The sequence below is a fragment of the Pseudomonas sp. BW7P1 genome (assembly GCF_024981055.1).
GTDB lineage: Bacteria > Pseudomonadota > Gammaproteobacteria > Pseudomonadales > Pseudomonadaceae > Aquipseudomonas > Aquipseudomonas bananamidigenes.
The window spans coordinates 4,589,806-4,605,585 of sequence record NZ_CP103374.1 but is presented as its reverse complement, the minus strand read 5'-3'; the positions used below and the strand labels follow the sequence as shown (position 1 = coordinate 4,605,585).

Below are 15,780 nucleotides of genomic sequence, written 5' to 3'. Positions count from 1 at the left end.
GTCTTTATCGCGAACCGGTATGGTAAAGTGGCGCACTTTTTCGAGGGGGCTGTCACTGTGTGGGAATTGGTCAAATCCGGCGGCTGGATGATGTTGCCGATCATTCTGAGTTCCATCGCCGCCATGGCGATCGTCGCCGAACGCCTGTGGACGCTGCGCGCCAGTCGCGTCACCCCTGAGCATCTGCTGGGTCAGGTCTGGGTCTGGATCAAGGACAAGCAGCTCAACACGGAAAAACTCAAGGAACTGCGCGCCAACTCGCCGCTGGGTGAAATCCTCGCCGCGGGCCTGGCCAACTCCAAGCATGGTCGCGAGATCATGAAAGAATGCATTGAAGAAGCGGCCGCCCGGGTCATCCACGAGCTGGAGCGCTACGTCAATGCGCTGGGCACCATCGCCGCCATGTCGCCGCTGCTCGGGCTGCTGGGCACGGTGCTGGGCATGATCGACATTTTCAGCGCCTTCACCGGTTCCGGCATGACCACCAACGCTTCGGTATTGGCCGGTGGTATCTCCAAGGCGCTGATCACCACGGCGGCGGGTCTGATGGTCGGTATCCCGTCGGTGTTCTTCCACCGTTTCCTGCAACGCCGCATCGATGAACTGGTGGTGGGCATGGAGCAGGAAGCGATCAAACTGGTGGAAGTGGTGCAGGGCGACCGTGACGTCGATCTGGCCGGGGGCAAAGCGTGAAATTCCGTCGCAAGCCCCGGGAAACCATCGATATCAACCTCGCGTCGCTGATCGACGTGGTGTTCATTCTGCTGCTGTTTTTCGTTGTGACCACCACCTTCACCCGCGAAACCCAGCTGCGCGTCGATCTGCCGGAAGCGGTCAGTGGCTCGCCGGCCGAGGATCAGCAGCTCAAGCAACTGGACGTCGCCATCAGCGCTGAAGGCGTGTTCTCGGTGAACAACAAAATTCTGCCGAAGAACGATCTGGCCACCCTGATGGAAGCCATGCAGAAAGAATCCAACGGCGACACCAGCATGCCGTTGTCGATCAGTGCCGATGGCAAGACACAGCACCAATCCGTGATCACCGCCATGGACGCGGCCGGCAAGCTCGGTTTCAGCCATCTGCGCATGACCACGGTCGAGGCGGCGCCCAAATCCTGATGGCCATGTCCGATCGTCTGCTCGCCGCGTGGTATCAGGGGCACCCGGCCCTGACCCTGTTGCGGCCGCTGGAGTGGCTGTATCGCCGCGTGGTGGCCGGCAAGCGCCAGCGTTTTCTCGAGGGTGAAGGCGAGATCTATCAGTCACCGGTGCCGGTGATCGTGGTCGGCAACATTACTGTCGGCGGCACCGGCAAGACACCGATGATCCTGTGGCTGATCGAACACTGTCGGCGCAGCGGGTTGCGAGTCGGGGTGGTCAGTCGCGGTTACGGCGCCAGGCCGCCGCAATTGCCATGGCGGGTCGAAGCCGATCAGCCTGCCGACGTCGCTGGCGACGAGCCGCTGCTGATCGTGCAGCGCACCGGTGTGCCATTGATGATCGACCCGAACCGCAGCGCTGCCGTCAAAGCCTTGCTGGTCAGTGAGCCGCTGGATCTGATCCTCTCCGACGACGGCATGCAGCATTATCGTCTTGCCCGTGACCTTGAGCTGGTGCTGATCGATGCCGCCCGCGGATTGGGCAACAGGCGCTGTCTGCCCGCAGGCCCCTTGCGTGAGCCGGTCGAGCGTCTGCAAAGCGTCGACGGCGTGCTGTTCAATGGTGCCCCTGAGGATCGCGAGGACGGGTTTGCTTTCCGTCTGCAACCCACGGCGCTGGTCAATCTGCAAAGCGGCGAACGCCGGCCCCTCGAACATTTTCCAGCCGGCCAGGCACTGCACGCAGTCGCCGGCATCGGCAATCCGCAACGTTTCTTCAATACCCTCGAAGCGCTAGACTGGCGGCCTGTGCCCCACGCGTTTGCCGACCACGCCGAATACAGTGTGCAGGCCTTGAGTTTCACGCCGTCATTGCCGGTGGTGATGACCGAAAAGGACGCGGTGAAGTGCCGCGCCTTTGCTGCCGCCGACTGGTGGTACCTGGCGGTCGATGCCGTGCCGTCGCCAGCCTTCGTGGCCTGGTTCGACACGCAACTGATGCGCCTGTTGCCGGATCGTCTTTTGCCTTAAACCGTTTTTATCCAGGGAATGTTCATGGACACCAAACTGCTCGACATCCTCGCCTGCCCGGTCTGCAAAGGCCCGCTCAAGCTCAGCGCCGACAAGACCGAACTGATCAGCAAGGGCGCCGGCCTGGCGTACCCGATCCGTGACGGCATCCCGGTCATGCTGGAAAGCGAAGCCCGCACCCTGACCACCGACGAGCGTCTGGATAAATGACCACAGCCTTCACCGTTGTCATCCCGTCGCGCTATGCCTCGACCCGCCTGCCGGGCAAACCGCTGCTGGATATCGCCGGCAAGCCGATGATCCAGCATGTCTGGGAGCAGGCGAGCAAAAGCAGCGCCAGCCGTGTGGTCGTGGCTACCGACGATGCGCGTATCGTCGAGGCCTGCAAGGCTTTCGGCGCCGAAGTGGTGCTGACCCGTGAAGATCACAACTCCGGCACCGATCGCCTGGCTGAAGTGGCTGCAAAGCTGGGCCTGGAGCCGGATGCCATCGTGGTCAACGTCCAGGGTGACGAACCGCTGATCCCGCCAAGCGTGATCGATCAGGTCGCGGCCAACCTCGCGGCCCACACCGAAGCGCGGATGGCCACCCTGGCCGAACCGATCGAAGACGTGGACACCCTGTTCAACCCGAACGTGGTCAAGGTTGTGAGTGACCTTAACGGTCTGGCGCTGACCTTCAGTCGTGCGACCCTGCCATGGGCCCGCGACGCATTTGCCAAGAGCCGCGACGTGCTGCCGGAAGGCGTGCCGTATCGCCGCCACATCGGCATCTACGCCTACCGCGCCGGTTTCCTTCAGGACTTCGTGAGCTGGGGGCCGTGCTGGCTGGAAAACACCGAATCCCTCGAACAGTTGCGTGCCTTGTGGCACGGCGTGCGGATTCATGTGGCTGACGCGTTGATCGCGCCGCCAACCGGAGTCGACACCGCCGAAGACCTCGAGCGCGTCCGTCGCCTGCTGGAGGCCTGATGCGCGTTCTGTTCGTGTGCCTGGGCAACATCTGCCGTTCGCCCACCGCCGAAGGCGTCCTGCGTGCCAAACTGCGAGAGGCCGGCCTGGATGCTCAGGTCGAAGTGGCTTCCGCCGGCACCGGCGACTGGCACGTCGGCAATCCGCCGGACAAGCGCAGCCAGGCCGCGGCCAGATTGCGGGGTTACGACCTGTCGGCGCAACGGGCGCAACAAGTCAGTCGCGCCGATTTCGCCAGCTACGACCTGATCCTCGCCATGGACAACAGCAACCTGCGCAACCTCAAGGCGCTGCAACCGTCCACCGGCAAGGCCGAGCTGGACCTGTTCCTGCGTCGCTATGAGGGCGAAATCGATGAGGTGCCGGATCCGTATTACGACGGCGATCAGGGGTTCGAGCAGGTGCTGGATCTGATCGAGAGCGCCTGCGACCGGTTGTTGATCGAAGTGAAGGGCCGGTTATGAGTTTGCAGGTACATCCTCAGGTTTCCCTGAAACCGTTCAACACCTTCGGCGTCGACGTTCGTGCGCAACTGTTTGCCGAGGCCCGCAGTGATGCGGATGTGCGCGAAGCGCTGGCTTATGCGACTGCCCACGATGTGCCGTTGCTGGTGATCGGCGGCGGCAGCAACCTGCTGCTGACAGCGGACATCCCGGCACTGGTGCTGCGCATGGCCAGTCGTGGCATCCGCGTCATCAGCGACGATGGCAATCGCGTGGTAATCGAGGCCGAAGCTGGAGAACCGTGGCATCCGTTCGTCCTGCACACCCTGGCGCTGGGTTTTTCCGGGCTGGAAAACCTCAGCCTGATCCCCGGCACCGTCGGCGCCGCACCGATGCAGAACATCGGTGCCTATGGGGTCGAGATCAAGGACGTGTTCGCCGGCCTGACGGCGCTGGATCGTCAGACCGGCGAGTTGCGCGACTTCAGTCTGGAGGAGTGCCACTTCGCTTACCGCGACAGCGTGTTCAAGCAGCAGCCTGGGCGCTGGTTGATCTTGCGGGTGCGCTTTGCACTGGATCGAGTCGCCCATCTGCATCTGGAATACGGCCCGGTGCGTCAGCGCCTGACCGAGCAGGGCATCGAGCAGCCGACGCCGACGGATGTCAGTCGCGCCATTTGCAGCATCCGCAGCGAGAAGCTGCCGGACCCGGCGGTGCTGGGCAATGCCGGCAGTTTCTTCAAGAACCCGCTGGTGTCGGCAGCCGTTGTGGCGCAGATCAAGGCGCAGCACCCGGATCTGGTGGCCTACGCGCAACCGGACGGGCAGATGAAACTGGCGGCGGGGTGGCTGATCGAGCGGGCGGGCTGGAAAGGCTTCCGTGAAGCCGATGCCGGTGTGCATAAGTTGCAGGCGCTGGTACTGGTCAACTACGGCGCAGCGACCGGGTTGCAACTGCTGGATCTGGCGCAGCGTATCCAGAAAGACATTGCAGAACGTTTCAATGTCGAGCTGGAAATGGAGCCCAACCGTTATTGAGACTACGCTTTCAAGGCGCAATCCAAAGCCCTGCACTATTTAAAAAGTGCAGGGCTTTTTTGTTAATCCCGGGTTAACTTAGCCAGCTAACGATAAACCCTTTGCTCCACCAAAGGCCCGGTGCAGACGTTTTGGTCGGCACAAGAGAGCCTCATTAGCCTGAGTCGATCTGCGTGAACCCACCGCCGATTTTCCGGCGGCAGATTGCTCGACCCCATAACCTCCCTGAATATGCGGGCGTGCCCATGATTACCCTGAAACTCAATGGCCAAGACCATCCACTCGATGTCACCGAGGACATGCCGCTGTTGTGGGCGATCCGTGACGTCGCCGGTTACAACGGCACCAAGTTCGGCTGCGGCATGGGCCTGTGCGGTGCGTGCACCATTCATATCGACGGATTGCCGGTACGCAGCTGCATTACGCCAGTCGGTTCGGTGACCGGCCAGAATGTCACCACCATCGACAATCTGCATGCCGATCCGATTGGCCAGATCGTTCAGCAAGCCTGGCTCGACACTGCCGTGGCCCAGTGCGGTTTCTGTCAGGGTGGGCAGATCATGTCTGCCACCGCGCTGCTCAAGACCAACCCGAACCCGAGCGATGAGCAGATCGAAGAGGCGATGGTCGGCAACATTTGCCGCTGCGGCACCTACAACCGGATCAAGACCGCCATCCGCCAGGCCTCCACTCACCTGAAGGAGGCCAAGGCATGAGCCGTTTGCCGAACGATTTTGCCCTGAGCAACTTGAGCCGCCGGGGTTTCCTCAAGGGTGTCGGTGCCACCGGTGCGCTGGTGCTGGCCGCGAGCTGGGGCTGGCAGGATGCATTGGCTGAAGACAAACCGAAGAAATTCGGCGCCGATGGTATGCCCAATGGCTGGATCGACGATCCGAAGGTTTACGTCAGCATTGCCGCCGACGGCACGGTGACCGTGGTCTGCAACCGTTCGGAAATGGGCCAGGGCGTGCGGACCAGCCTGACCATGGTAGTCGCCGATGAGCTGGAAGCCGATTGGGCCCACGTCAAAGTGCAACAGGCGCCGGGCGATGAAGTGCGTTTCGGCAACCAGGACACTGACGGATCGCGCAGCATGCGTCACTGGTACGAGCCGATGCGTCGCTGTGGCGCCGCTGCCCGTACCATGCTGGAGCAGGCGGCCGCTGCGCAGTGGAAGGTGCCGGTCGGCGAGTGCCGCGCGCAACTGCACAAAGTCATTCACGCACCGTCCGGGCGCGAGCTGGGTTACGGTGAACTCGCCGCCGCGGCCAGTGCGCTGACAGTGCCGGCCCGTGACAGCCTGCGGCTCAAGCAACCGTCGGAATTTCGCTACATCGGCAAGGAAGGGACGAAGGCCATCGACGGCGAAGACATCGTCAATGGCCGCGCCGTGTACGGGGCCGACGTGCATTTCGACGGCATGCTGTACGCGGTGATCGCCCGTCCTGCGGTATACGGCGGCAAGGTCAAGTCGGTGGACGACAGCGCCGCGCTGAAAGTGCCGGGCGTGCTGAAAGTCATCCAGATCGAACCCCGCCCATTGCCTTCGGAATTCCAGCCGTTGGGTGGCGTGGCCGTGGTGGCCAGTAACACCTGGGCGGCGCTCAAGGGCCGCGAGGCGCTGAAGATCGAGTGGGACGACGGCCCGAACGCCAGCTACGACTCGATTGCCTATCGCAAGGAGCTGGAAGCCGCATCGCTGAAACCGGGCAAGGTCGTGCGCAACACCGGTGACATCGACAAAGCCATCGGCAGCGCTGCCAGCACGCTGGAAGCGTCCTATTACTTGCCGCATCTTGCACAGGCGCCGATGGAGCCGATGGTGGCCATCGCCCGCTATCAAGAGGGCGTGTGCGAAGCGTGGGCGCCAAGCCAGGCGCCGCAGGTCACCCGTGAGCGAATTGCCGAGCGCCTCGGTCTGCCGTTCGATAGCGTGACCTTCAACGTGACCCTGCTCGGCGGTGGTTTCGGTCGCAAGTCCAAGCCGGATTTCGTTGTCGAAGCCGCCATTCTGGCCAAAGAGTTTCCCGGCAAGGCTGTGCGGGTCCAGTGGACGCGGGAAGACGACATCCACAATTCGTATTTCCACACTGTGTCGGCCGAGTACCTCAAGGCCGGCGTGGGCAGGGACGGTTTGCCGTCTGCCTGGCTGCATCGCACGGTGGCGCCGAGCATCTCCGCGCTGTTCGCGCCGGGCATGAATCACGAAGCCGCGTTCGAGCTGGGCATGGGGTTCACCAACATGGCCTATGCGGTTCCCAACGTGCGTCTGGAGAATCCTGAAGCCGCAGTTCATACGCGAGTCGGCTGGTATCGCTCGGTGTCGAACATACCCCATGGTTTTGCGATCCAGAGTTTTGTCGACGAGCTCGCGCACAAGGCCAAGGAAGACCCGCTCAAGTATCAGATCAAATTGCTCGGCCCGGATCGGCAGATCGACCCGCGCACGCTCAGCGAAGAGTGGAACTACGGCGAATCCCCCGAGCGTTATCCGATCGACACCGGGCGCATGCGCACGGTGCTGGAAACGGCGGCCAAGGCGGCCGGTTGGGGGCGGAAATTACCCAAGGGCCGTGGACTCGGCCTGGCAGTGCATTACAGCTTCGTGACTTATGTGGCGGCGGTGATCGAAGTCGAGGTCAAGGACGACGGTACGCTGATCGTGCACAAGGCTGACATCGCCGTGGATTGCGGGTCGCAGATCAACCCCGAGCGGATCCGTTCGCAGTTCGAAGGCGCCTGTGTGATGGGCCTGGGCAATGCCGTGTGGGGCGAAATCAGCTTCAAGGACGGCAAGGTGCAACAGGATAACTTCCATATGTATGAAGTGGCGCGCATGTCGTTGGCGCCAAAGGAAGTGGCGGTGCATCTGGTGACGCCGCCGGGCGAGGTGCCGTTGGGTGGTGTGGGCGAGCCGGGTGTGCCGCCGATTGCGCCGGCGCTGTGTAACGCGATCTTCGCCGCGACCGGCCAGCGCATTCGCAACCTGCCGGTGCGCTACCAGTTGCAGGGCTGGCAAAAGGCGCGAGCGTGATGGACAGCGCCGATCTCAATGTCCTGCGCAGCGTGCTCGAGTGGCGCCGTGCCGGGCAGCGGGTAGTGCTGTTCACTGTCGTGCAGACCTGGGGCACCGCGCCCCGGGCGCCCGGCGCGATGCTGGCGTTGCGCGAGGATGGCGTAGTGATCGGTTCGGTGTCCGGCGGTTGTGTCGAGGACGATCTGATCGCCCGCCTGCACGATGGGCGGATTCCCGCCGACGGGCCACCGGTGCAGTTGATCACCTACGGCGTGACGCGGGAGGAGGCGGCGCGGTTCGGCCTGCCTTGCGGCGGCACTTTGCGCCTGACCGAGGAACGGGTCGGTAATCCGGCGTGGGTCGCCGAACTGCTGGCTCGTTGTGAGGCTCACGAAATCGTTGCTCGTGAGCTGAATCTGGAAAGCGGGGAAGTGATTGTTTCGCCAGCAAACAAAACGGACTCACTGGTCTTCGATGGCAAGACCCTTCGCGCCGTTTACGGCCCGCGCTGGCGTTTGCTGCTGATCGGTGCCGGGCAGTTGTCGCGTTATGTGGCCGAGATGGCGCGGTTGCTGGATTTCGAAGTGCTGATCTGTGATCCCCGCACCGAGTTCGTGTATGACTGGGAAGAACAGCATGGCCGTTTTGTCCCGGGGATGCCGGACGAGGCCGTGCTGAGCATTCAAACCGACGAACGCACCGCCATTGTTGCCCTGACTCACGATCCGCGTCTGGACGACATGGCGCTGCTGACGGCGCTGGACTCCAGGGCGTTTTACGTCGGCGCCCTGGGTTCACGTGCCAACAGCCTCAAGCGCCGGGAATACCTGGCTGAGCTAGGCTTGTCGCAAGCGGCCATCGCTCGATTGCATGGGCCGATCGGTTTGCCGATCGGCAGTCACGCCCCGGCAGAGATCGCGTTGTCGCTGCTGGCGGAAATCGTGGCGATCAAGAATGGTGTCGAATTGGAACGCAAGAAGGCGGAACGGGCATGAGTCGATCCATTGGAGTGATTGTGCTGGCGGCAGGCGAGGGCAGCCGCTTTCGCGAAGTGGCGGGTGCTGACAAGGACAAGTTGCTGGCCGACTGCGCCGGGCGCGACGGTGCCGTGCGTTCGGTGATCGAGCAGGTACTGGTTAACCTGCCGACGAGTCTCGACAAACGCGTATTGGTAACGACCGAAGCGCGGCCGCAGGCAATGCGTATGGCACAGGCATACGAGTGTGACATTGTTTCGATCGAGTCTGCGGGCATGGGCGACAGCATCGCGGCGGGTGTCTCGGCTTGCACGGATGTCGATGGCTGGCTGATTGTGCTGGGTGACATGCCGTTCATCCTGCCATCGAGCATTGAACAGGTAGTGGCGGCGATTGCCGACGATACGGTCAGTGTGCCGGTGCAAAGTGGCGAGTTTGGGCATCCGGTCGGATTCGGTCGTTCATTCGGGCCGGGGTTGATGGCATTGTCCGGTGATCGCGGAGCCAGGGCTTTGTTCAAACAGGGGCGGGTGGTGGAAGTGGCGGTGGATGATCCCGGAGTGCTGTGGGATATCGATGTGCCTCAGGCGCTGGTTTTTCCGCAAGCCTGACAAACCACGAGACATGAAAAAGCCCCGCCTGGATCACCAGGCGGGGCTTTTCATTGGCGCTCGGAATCAGACGAGAGGTTTGGTCTCGTGTTCTTTTTCCTGGGCCTGTTCGTGGTGCTCGACCGCGTCCTGAACGGAGCGTGGTGCTTCGGCAATCACTTCTACGGCAGTTTCTTCAGCGACCGGGGCAGGGGCTGCCTCGACCACTTCGGCAGCGGCAGGAGCGGCAGCGGCTGCGGCAGCCAGTTCGGCTTCCTTCTGCAGACGCTCTTCTTCACGCTTGCGACGACGCACTTCACGCGGGTCGTTCGGTGCGCGGCCACTTGGGGTCAGAGCGCTGACCGGAGCAGGCGCAGCGACTGGCGCTGGTGCTTCTGCTGCCGGCGCTTCCATGACAGGTGCCGGTTCGGCAATAACCACGGGTTCAGCGGCCCTGGCTTCTTCCACGACAGGCGCTTCAACCGCTGGCGCTGGCGTTTCGGCGACAGCCGGCTCGGCCACCCAGTTGAAAGCGGTCTGCTCTTCACGAACCTCGCGCACGGTTTCGGTCACGGTTTCAGCGACGGTTTCGACCACCGGCTCTGCGACTGCAACAGGCGCCTGGGTGACGAAAGCAGGTTCGGCGGCGACTTCAACCTGAGGCTGAGCTTCGCGAACCGGCGCCACTTCGACTTCCGGAGCAGCAACCACTTCGACCGGAGTGGTGGCTTCAACAACCGGAGCCTCTACCGAAGCGGTTTCCAGCGTTGCAGCGGTGGCGCGTTCGGCTTGCTGATGGGCCTGAGCTTCGGCCGGCGCGCTGATCACGGTGCTGGCAACGGCCGCAGTAACAGCCAGGCCAGCGGCCAGGTCGGCAGTGCTCGGCTCGGTGGTTTCAGCGTTCTCGGCGGACTCTTCCGAACCTTCGATCACGTTGCCGTTGGCATCACGCTGACGCTCGCGACGGTTGCTGCGACGACGCTGACCACGGGAGCGGCGGCGTGGACGGTCGCCTTCGGCGTTTTCCGAACCGTCTTCCGGCAGTTGCTCTTCGTTGGTGGTGATGTCTTCTTCAACCACGGCAGCAGCGGCCTGTTCGGCACGTGGTTGGCGCTCTTCACGCGGAGGGCGTGGCGCACGCTCCTCACGCGGCTGACGGGCCGGACGCTCGTCAGCGGTGGCAGCAACAGCGGCAGCGGCGGCCGGTGCAGCATCCAGAGGTTCACGCAGTTCACGTACGCGTTCTTCGCGCTCGCCACGCGGCTTGCGGTCTTCACGCGGAGCACGTGGTGCACGTTCTTCACGAGGGGCGCGTGGTGCGCGTTCTTCGCGGGCTGCCGGCGCTTCGTCACGGGACTCGCGTGGCTCACGCAGTTCGCGGGCTTCACGAGGCTGACGCTCTTCACGTGGCTCACGCGGTGCGCGTTCTTCACGTGGAGCACGCTCTTCGCGCGGCTTGCGTTCTTCATCGCGGCGACCGTTGCGGTTGCGGCTCTGCTGACGACCGTTGCGACGCTCTTCGTTGCGGACCGGACGCTCGGCGGCAGGCTTTTCAACCACAACCGGAGCAACAGGCTCTTCCTTGGTGGCGAACAGGCTGACCAGCGACTTCACCAGACCTTTGAACAGGCTTGGCTCTGGTGCGGCAACCGGGGCTGGCGCCGGAGCGGCGACTTCGGTCGGAGCCGGAGCGTTGGCGCGGGCAGGAGCGGTCTTGACCGCAGCTTCCTGGCGAACCAGGGTGCGGGTTGCCGCAGCGGGTTGAGCCTCTTCGACTTCGGCAGCGGCAGCAGCGATTTCGTAGCTGGACTGATTGTTGGCGGCTTCCGGGTTGTCGTCACGCAGACGCTGAACTTCGAAATGCGGGGTTTCGAGATGATCGTTCGGCAGAATGACGATGCGGGCCCGGGTGCGCAGTTCGATCTTGGTGATCGAGTTGCGTTTTTCGTTCAGCAGGAATGCTGCTACCGGGATCGGCACCTGGGCGCGGACTTCGGCGGTGCGATCTTTCAGGGCTTCTTCTTCGATCAGGCGCAGGATCGCCAGGGACAGCGATTCGACATCACGGATGATGCCGGTGCCGCTGCAGCGCGGGCAGACGATGCCGCTGCTTTCGCCGAGCGAAGGGCGCAGGCGCTGACGGGACATTTCCAGCAGGCCGAAGCGCGAAATGCGGCCGATCTGCACGCGGGCACGGTCGGCTTCCAGGCATTCGCGGACTTTCTCTTCCACGGCGCGCTGGTTTTTGGCAGGGGTCATGTCGATGAAGTCGATGACAATCAGGCCGCCGATGTCGCGCAGGCGCAACTGACGGGCGATTTCTTCGGCGGCTTCAAGGTTGGTCTGCAGGGCGGTTTCTTCGATGTCGCTGCCTTTGGTGGCGCGCGCCGAGTTGATGTCGATGGACACCAGGGCCTCGGTCGGATCGATGACGATGGAGCCGCCGGAAGGCAGTTCGACCACGCGCTGGAAAGCGGTCTCGATCTGGCTTTCGATCTGGAAACGGTTGAACAGCGGGACGCTGTCTTCGTACAGCTTGATCTTGCTGGCGTACTGCGGCATTACCTGGCGGATGAAGGTCAGGGCTTCGTCCTGGGCTTCAACGCTGTCGATCAGTACTTCGCCGATGTCCTGGCGCAGGTAATCGCGGATGGCGCGGATGATGACGTTGCTTTCCTGGTAGATCAGGAACGGCGCGGAACGATCCAGGGAGGCTTCCTTGATCGCGGTCCAGAGTTGCAGCAGGTAGTCGAGGTCCCACTGCATTTCTTCGCTGCTGCGGCCCAGGCCGGCAGTGCGCACGATCAGGCCCATGTCGGCCGGAGCGACCAGACCGTTCAGCGCTTCACGCAGTTCGTTGCGCTCTTCGCCTTCGATGCGACGGGAGATGCCGCCGGCACGCGGGTTGTTCGGCATCAGGACCAGATAACGACCGGCCAGGCTGATGAAGGTGGTCAGGGCTGCGCCCTTGTTGCCACGTTCTTCTTTTTCGACCTGAACGATGACTTCCTGGCCTTCGCTCAGGACGTCCTTGATATTGACGCGGCCTTCAGGGGCTTTCTTGAAGTATTCGCGGGAGATTTCCTTGAGGGGCAGGAAGCCGTGGCGCTCGGAGCCGAAATCGACAAAGGCAGCCTCAAGGCTTGGTTCGATGCGAGTGATACGGCCTTTATAGATGTTGGCCTTTTTCTGCTCGCGTGCACCGGATTCGATGTCCAGGTCGTAGAGGCGCTGGCCATCTACCAGTGCAACACGCAACTCTTCGGGTTGAGTTGCGTTAATCAGCATTCTTTTCATGTAGTACCGTCGGTTTCCGGGCTGCCGGAAACGGCGTTCGGCACACACGACTTCTCACGGTCGGTGTCAGGTGCGTCGGGAGTGGCTGGCCATTCCCGTGTCCAGCGATGTCCGGCCAATTGGGCCGTTATCGCGACGTACGCGTCCTGCTTGCTGTGGCTACTTAAGCACTCAGTCAGGAGGAGGAATCAACCGCGGCTGTGGACGAGATGAAGCGTCTTGATAAAACCTGTTGCTACACAGTCCAGCGGTTGTGCATCTCCACCCTACACGTATCCCTGATAATTCGGGTGCTGCCGCGCGCAGAATCCGCAGCGGGTTGGCATTTACCGTGAGCTCCGGAAGGGGAGGTCACGCATCATGGCTAATTCAGGCGGTGTTTCCGGCGTTTTCGCTCGGGGTCATCCGCGGCTGACCGCACTTTGTGAACTGGCCGTGAATATGGCTCGCGTGGCGAGTCAGAACTCTGCTTTGCGGCGTGATTCAGGCCTCATGTCACCTGCGCTTGTTACAGCTGCAAACTCCACCGTTACGTAGCGAAAGCCCCGTAGGACGGCCTTGCGTCCTGGTGAATTGCGTTGGTCAGGGCCGGTTGTTGACCGTGGTTCCGCTGTCCAGGCCGCTTTTGGCGGCGTTCGCGACTATAGCAGCAATGATTAAGTGCTTCAAATCCATAAAAATTGTTATTATCCGCCGCATGACGACTACTGCCCCTTCGACTCCAGGCGTTCAATTGCTTGAGGTCTCGCCGGAATATGCCGGCCAACGAATCGACAATTTTCTCCTCGCCCGGCTCAAAGGCGTGCCCAAGACCTTGATTTATCGCATTTTGCGCAAAGGCGAAGTGCGGGTTAACAAAGGTCGGATCAAGCCCGAATACAAGCTGCAGGCCGGTGATATCGTGCGCGTGCCGCCGGTTCGCGTGCCGGAGCGTGACGAACCCGTTCCAGTGGCTCAGGGGTTGTTGCAGCGCCTGGAAGCGTCGATTGTGTACGAAGACAAGGCGCTGATCGTGATCAACAAGCCCGCGGGCATTGCAGTTCACGGTGGCAGCGGCCTGGATTTCGGCGTGATCGAAGCCTTTCGTCAGTTGCGCCCCGACGCCAAGGAGCTGGAACTGGTGCATCGCCTCGACCGCGACACTTCCGGTCTGCTGATGATCGCCAAGAAGCGCAGCATGCTGCGCCACTTGCACGAGCAGTTGCGCGGTGATGGCGTCGACAAGCGCTACATGGCGCTGGTGCGCGGCCACTGGGCGACTTCCATCAAGCAGGTCCGTGCGCCGCTGCTCAAGAGCAACCTGCGTTCCGGCGAGCGTATGGTCGAAGTCAATGACGAAGGCAAGGAGGCGCTGACCGTGTTCAAGGTCCTGCGTCGTTTCGGCGAGTTTGCGACCATGGTCGAGGCCAAGCCGGTGACCGGTCGTACCCACCAGATTCGCGTTCATACCCTGCACGCAGGGCATTGCATTGCCGGCGACAGCAAGTACGGCGATGACAATTTCACCAGGGAAATTCGCGATCTGGGCGGCAAGCGTCTGTTTCTGCATGCCTACATGCTCACCGTGCCGTTGCCCGATGGTGGCAAGCTGAATTTGCAGGCCCCTGTCGATGAGATGTGGGCCAAGACTGTGGAGCGTCTGAGTGCGGCACCCTGATTACAAACTGCTGATTTTCGATTGGGACGGCACCCTGGCCGATTCCATTGGTCGGATCGTCGAGGCGATGCATGCGGCATCGGGGTGTTCGGGGTTCGAGTTGCGTGACGATTTTGCCGTCAAGGGCATCATCGGTCTGGGTCTGCCCGAGGCGATCCGCACGTTGTACCCGGAAATCAGCGATGGCGAAATGATCGCGTTTCGGGAGTTTTATGCCGAGCACTACATCGCGGCGGAGACGGTGCCCTCACCATTGTTCGAAGGTGTGCTCGAGTCGATGACGTCGTTTCGCGAGGATGGTTATCACCTGGCGGTCGCGACCGGCAAGAATCGTCGCGGGCTGGATCGGGTGCTCAAGGCGCATGGCTGGGAGGACTATTTCGATATCACCCGTGCTGCCGATGAAACCGCGAGCAAACCGCATCCTCTGATGCTGGAGCAGATCCTGGCGCACTGCGGTGTATCTGCAGGCCAGGCGCTGATGGTCGGGGATTCGTCCTTTGATCTGCAGATGGCGCGTAATGCCGGCATGGGCTCGGTGGCGGTCAGTTATGGGGCGCAGTCAATCGAGTCGTTGCAGCAGTTTGAGCCACGACTGTCGATTGATCGGTTTTCTGAATTGCATGCCTGGCTGGGTCAGCAGGCTTGATACGTTTTTGCTGGGGTGGATGGCATGACCGACGAATGGAAAGCACCGGCCAAGGCAACTGCCGACGAGGGTGATGCGAAAAGCTGGAAGCTGCTGGAAAAGACGTTGCTGGCCAGTGTGCAGGAGCAGCGTCGCTCCAGGCGCTGGGGCATCTTCTTCAAGTTGCTGACGTTTGTTTATCTTTTTGTTGCGCTGATCCTGTTCACGCCGTTGATGGATATGGAAAAGAGCGCTACGCGCGGCTCCAGCTACACCGCGTTGATCGATGTCACCGGCATGATTGCCGACAAGGAACCGGCCAGTGCCGACAATATTGTCGGCAGTCTGCGAGCGGCGTTCGAGGACAAGAAGGTCAAGGGCGTGATCCTGCGCATCAACAGCCCGGGCGGCAGTCCGGTGCAGTCGGGTTATGTGTATGACGAGATCAAGCGTCTGCGCGTTCTGCACCCGGATACCAAGGTGTATGCGGTAATCTCCGATCTTGGTGCGTCCGGAGCCTACTACATCGCCAGTGCGGCGGATCAGATCTATGCCGACAAGGCCAGTCTGGTGGGCTCTATCGGTGTGACGGCGGCGGGTTACGGTTTTGTCGGCACCATGGAGAAGCTGGGTGTCGAGCGTCGTACTTACACCTCCGGTGAGCACAAGTCCTTCCTCGATCCGTTCCAGCCGCAGAAGCCTGATGAAACGGCCTTCTGGCAGAGTGTGCTGGATACCACGCACAATCAGTTCATCAATAGCGTCAAGCAGGGTCGTGGTGATCGCCTGAAAGATAAAGAGCATCCGGAGCTGTTCTCCGGGTTGGTCTGGTCCGGCGAGCAGGCGCTGCCGCTGGGATTGATCGATGGTCTGGGTAATGCCAGTTCTGTGGCGCGTGACGTGATTGGCGAAAAGGAGCTGGTGGATTTCACCGTTCAGGAATCGCCGTTCGATCGCTTCTCGAAAAAGCTGGGCGCCAGTGTGGCCGAGCAGTTGGCAATGTGGATGGGATTCAACGGTCCGTCGTTGCGCTGAT

15 protein-coding genes are annotated in these 15,780 nt (G+C 61.9%); 14 read left to right on the top strand and 1 reads right to left on the bottom strand.

The genetic code is table 11. From position 1 onward, the window contains the following. The first annotated feature begins 57 nt into the window (after positions 1-57). From NWV16_RS20685 to NWV16_RS20635, 11 genes are all read left to right on the top strand, one after another. Positions 58-693, top strand: a complete 636-nt coding sequence (locus tag NWV16_RS20685; protein WP_176704393.1) for a MotA/TolQ/ExbB proton channel family protein — start codon at positions 58-60, stop codon at positions 691-693. Then, positions 690-1,118, top strand: a complete 429-nt coding sequence (locus NWV16_RS20680) for an ExbD/TolR family protein (protein ID WP_260520564.1) — start codon at positions 690-692, stop codon at positions 1,116-1,118. Before NWV16_RS20685 ends, NWV16_RS20680 begins: the two co-directional genes overlap by 4 nt. Further along, a complete protein-coding gene (gene lpxK / locus NWV16_RS20675) occupies positions 1,118-2,128 on the top strand; it encodes a tetraacyldisaccharide 4'-kinase (RefSeq protein WP_260520563.1) in 1,011 nt (336 codons plus the stop codon). The genes NWV16_RS20680 and lpxK overlap by 1 nt, the downstream gene beginning before the upstream one ends. 24 nt (positions 2,129-2,152) lie before the next feature. Beyond that, the gene (locus NWV16_RS20670; RefSeq protein ID WP_003179363.1) at positions 2,153-2,338 is read left to right on the top strand and encodes a Trm112 family protein; all 186 of its coding nucleotides are present in this window, start codon (positions 2,153-2,155) and stop codon (positions 2,336-2,338) included. Next, positions 2,335-3,099: a 3-deoxy-manno-octulosonate cytidylyltransferase gene (gene kdsB / locus NWV16_RS20665; protein WP_260520562.1), complete on the top strand. Its 765-nt coding sequence runs from the start codon at positions 2,335-2,337 to the stop codon at positions 3,097-3,099. Before NWV16_RS20670 ends, kdsB begins: the two co-directional genes overlap by 4 nt. Beyond that, positions 3,099-3,563, top strand: a complete 465-nt coding sequence (locus tag NWV16_RS20660; protein ID WP_260520561.1) for a low molecular weight protein-tyrosine-phosphatase — start codon at positions 3,099-3,101, stop codon at positions 3,561-3,563. The genes kdsB and NWV16_RS20660 overlap by 1 nt, the downstream gene beginning before the upstream one ends. Continuing rightward, positions 3,560-4,579 (top strand): UDP-N-acetylmuramate dehydrogenase, encoded by a 1,020-nt coding sequence (murB, locus tag NWV16_RS20655; RefSeq protein WP_260520560.1) that lies wholly within the window; start codon positions 3,560-3,562, stop codon positions 4,577-4,579. Before NWV16_RS20660 ends, murB begins: the two co-directional genes overlap by 4 nt. A 245-nt stretch (positions 4,580-4,824) precedes the next feature. Then, positions 4,825-5,295, top strand: a complete 471-nt coding sequence (locus tag NWV16_RS20650) for a (2Fe-2S)-binding protein (RefSeq protein WP_065257242.1) — start codon at positions 4,825-4,827, stop codon at positions 5,293-5,295. Further along, positions 5,292-7,613, top strand: coding sequence for a xanthine dehydrogenase family protein molybdopterin-binding subunit (locus tag NWV16_RS20645; protein ID WP_260520559.1), 2,322 nt, complete (start codon positions 5,292-5,294; stop codon positions 7,611-7,613). The genes NWV16_RS20650 and NWV16_RS20645 overlap by 4 nt, the downstream gene beginning before the upstream one ends. Further along, complete coding sequence (locus NWV16_RS20640) at positions 7,613-8,590, top strand: XdhC family protein (protein ID WP_260520558.1); 978 nt, start codon at positions 7,613-7,615, stop codon at positions 8,588-8,590. The genes NWV16_RS20645 and NWV16_RS20640 overlap by 1 nt, the downstream gene beginning before the upstream one ends. Continuing rightward, complete coding sequence (locus NWV16_RS20635) at positions 8,587-9,183, top strand: nucleotidyltransferase family protein (protein WP_260520557.1); 597 nt, start codon at positions 8,587-8,589, stop codon at positions 9,181-9,183. The genes NWV16_RS20640 and NWV16_RS20635 overlap by 4 nt, the downstream gene beginning before the upstream one ends. Positions 9,184-9,249: 66 nt before the next feature. Here the strand turns inward: NWV16_RS20635 and rne are convergent, their stop codons facing one another. Beyond that, positions 9,250-12,459, bottom strand: coding sequence for a ribonuclease E (rne, locus tag NWV16_RS20630; RefSeq protein WP_260520556.1), 3,210 nt, complete (start codon positions 12,457-12,459; stop codon positions 9,250-9,252). A 697-nt stretch (positions 12,460-13,156) separates the two neighbouring features. Between rne and rluC the strand changes: the two genes are divergently transcribed. The 3 genes from rluC to sppA are packed head-to-tail and all read left to right on the top strand — an operon-like array spanning position 13,157 to position 15,779. After that, complete coding sequence (gene rluC / locus NWV16_RS20625; RefSeq protein ID WP_260520555.1) at positions 13,157-14,116, top strand: 23S rRNA pseudouridine(955/2504/2580) synthase RluC; 960 nt, start codon at positions 13,157-13,159, stop codon at positions 14,114-14,116. After that, the gene (locus NWV16_RS20620) at positions 14,103-14,765 is read left to right on the top strand and encodes an HAD-IA family hydrolase (RefSeq protein WP_260520554.1); all 663 of its coding nucleotides are present in this window, start codon (positions 14,103-14,105) and stop codon (positions 14,763-14,765) included. The genes rluC and NWV16_RS20620 overlap by 14 nt, the downstream gene beginning before the upstream one ends. 24 nt (positions 14,766-14,789) lie before the next feature. After that, positions 14,790-15,779, top strand: a complete 990-nt coding sequence (gene sppA, locus NWV16_RS20615) for a signal peptide peptidase SppA (RefSeq protein WP_260520553.1) — start codon at positions 14,790-14,792, stop codon at positions 15,777-15,779. The last annotated feature ends 1 nt before the right edge of the window (position 15,780 follow it).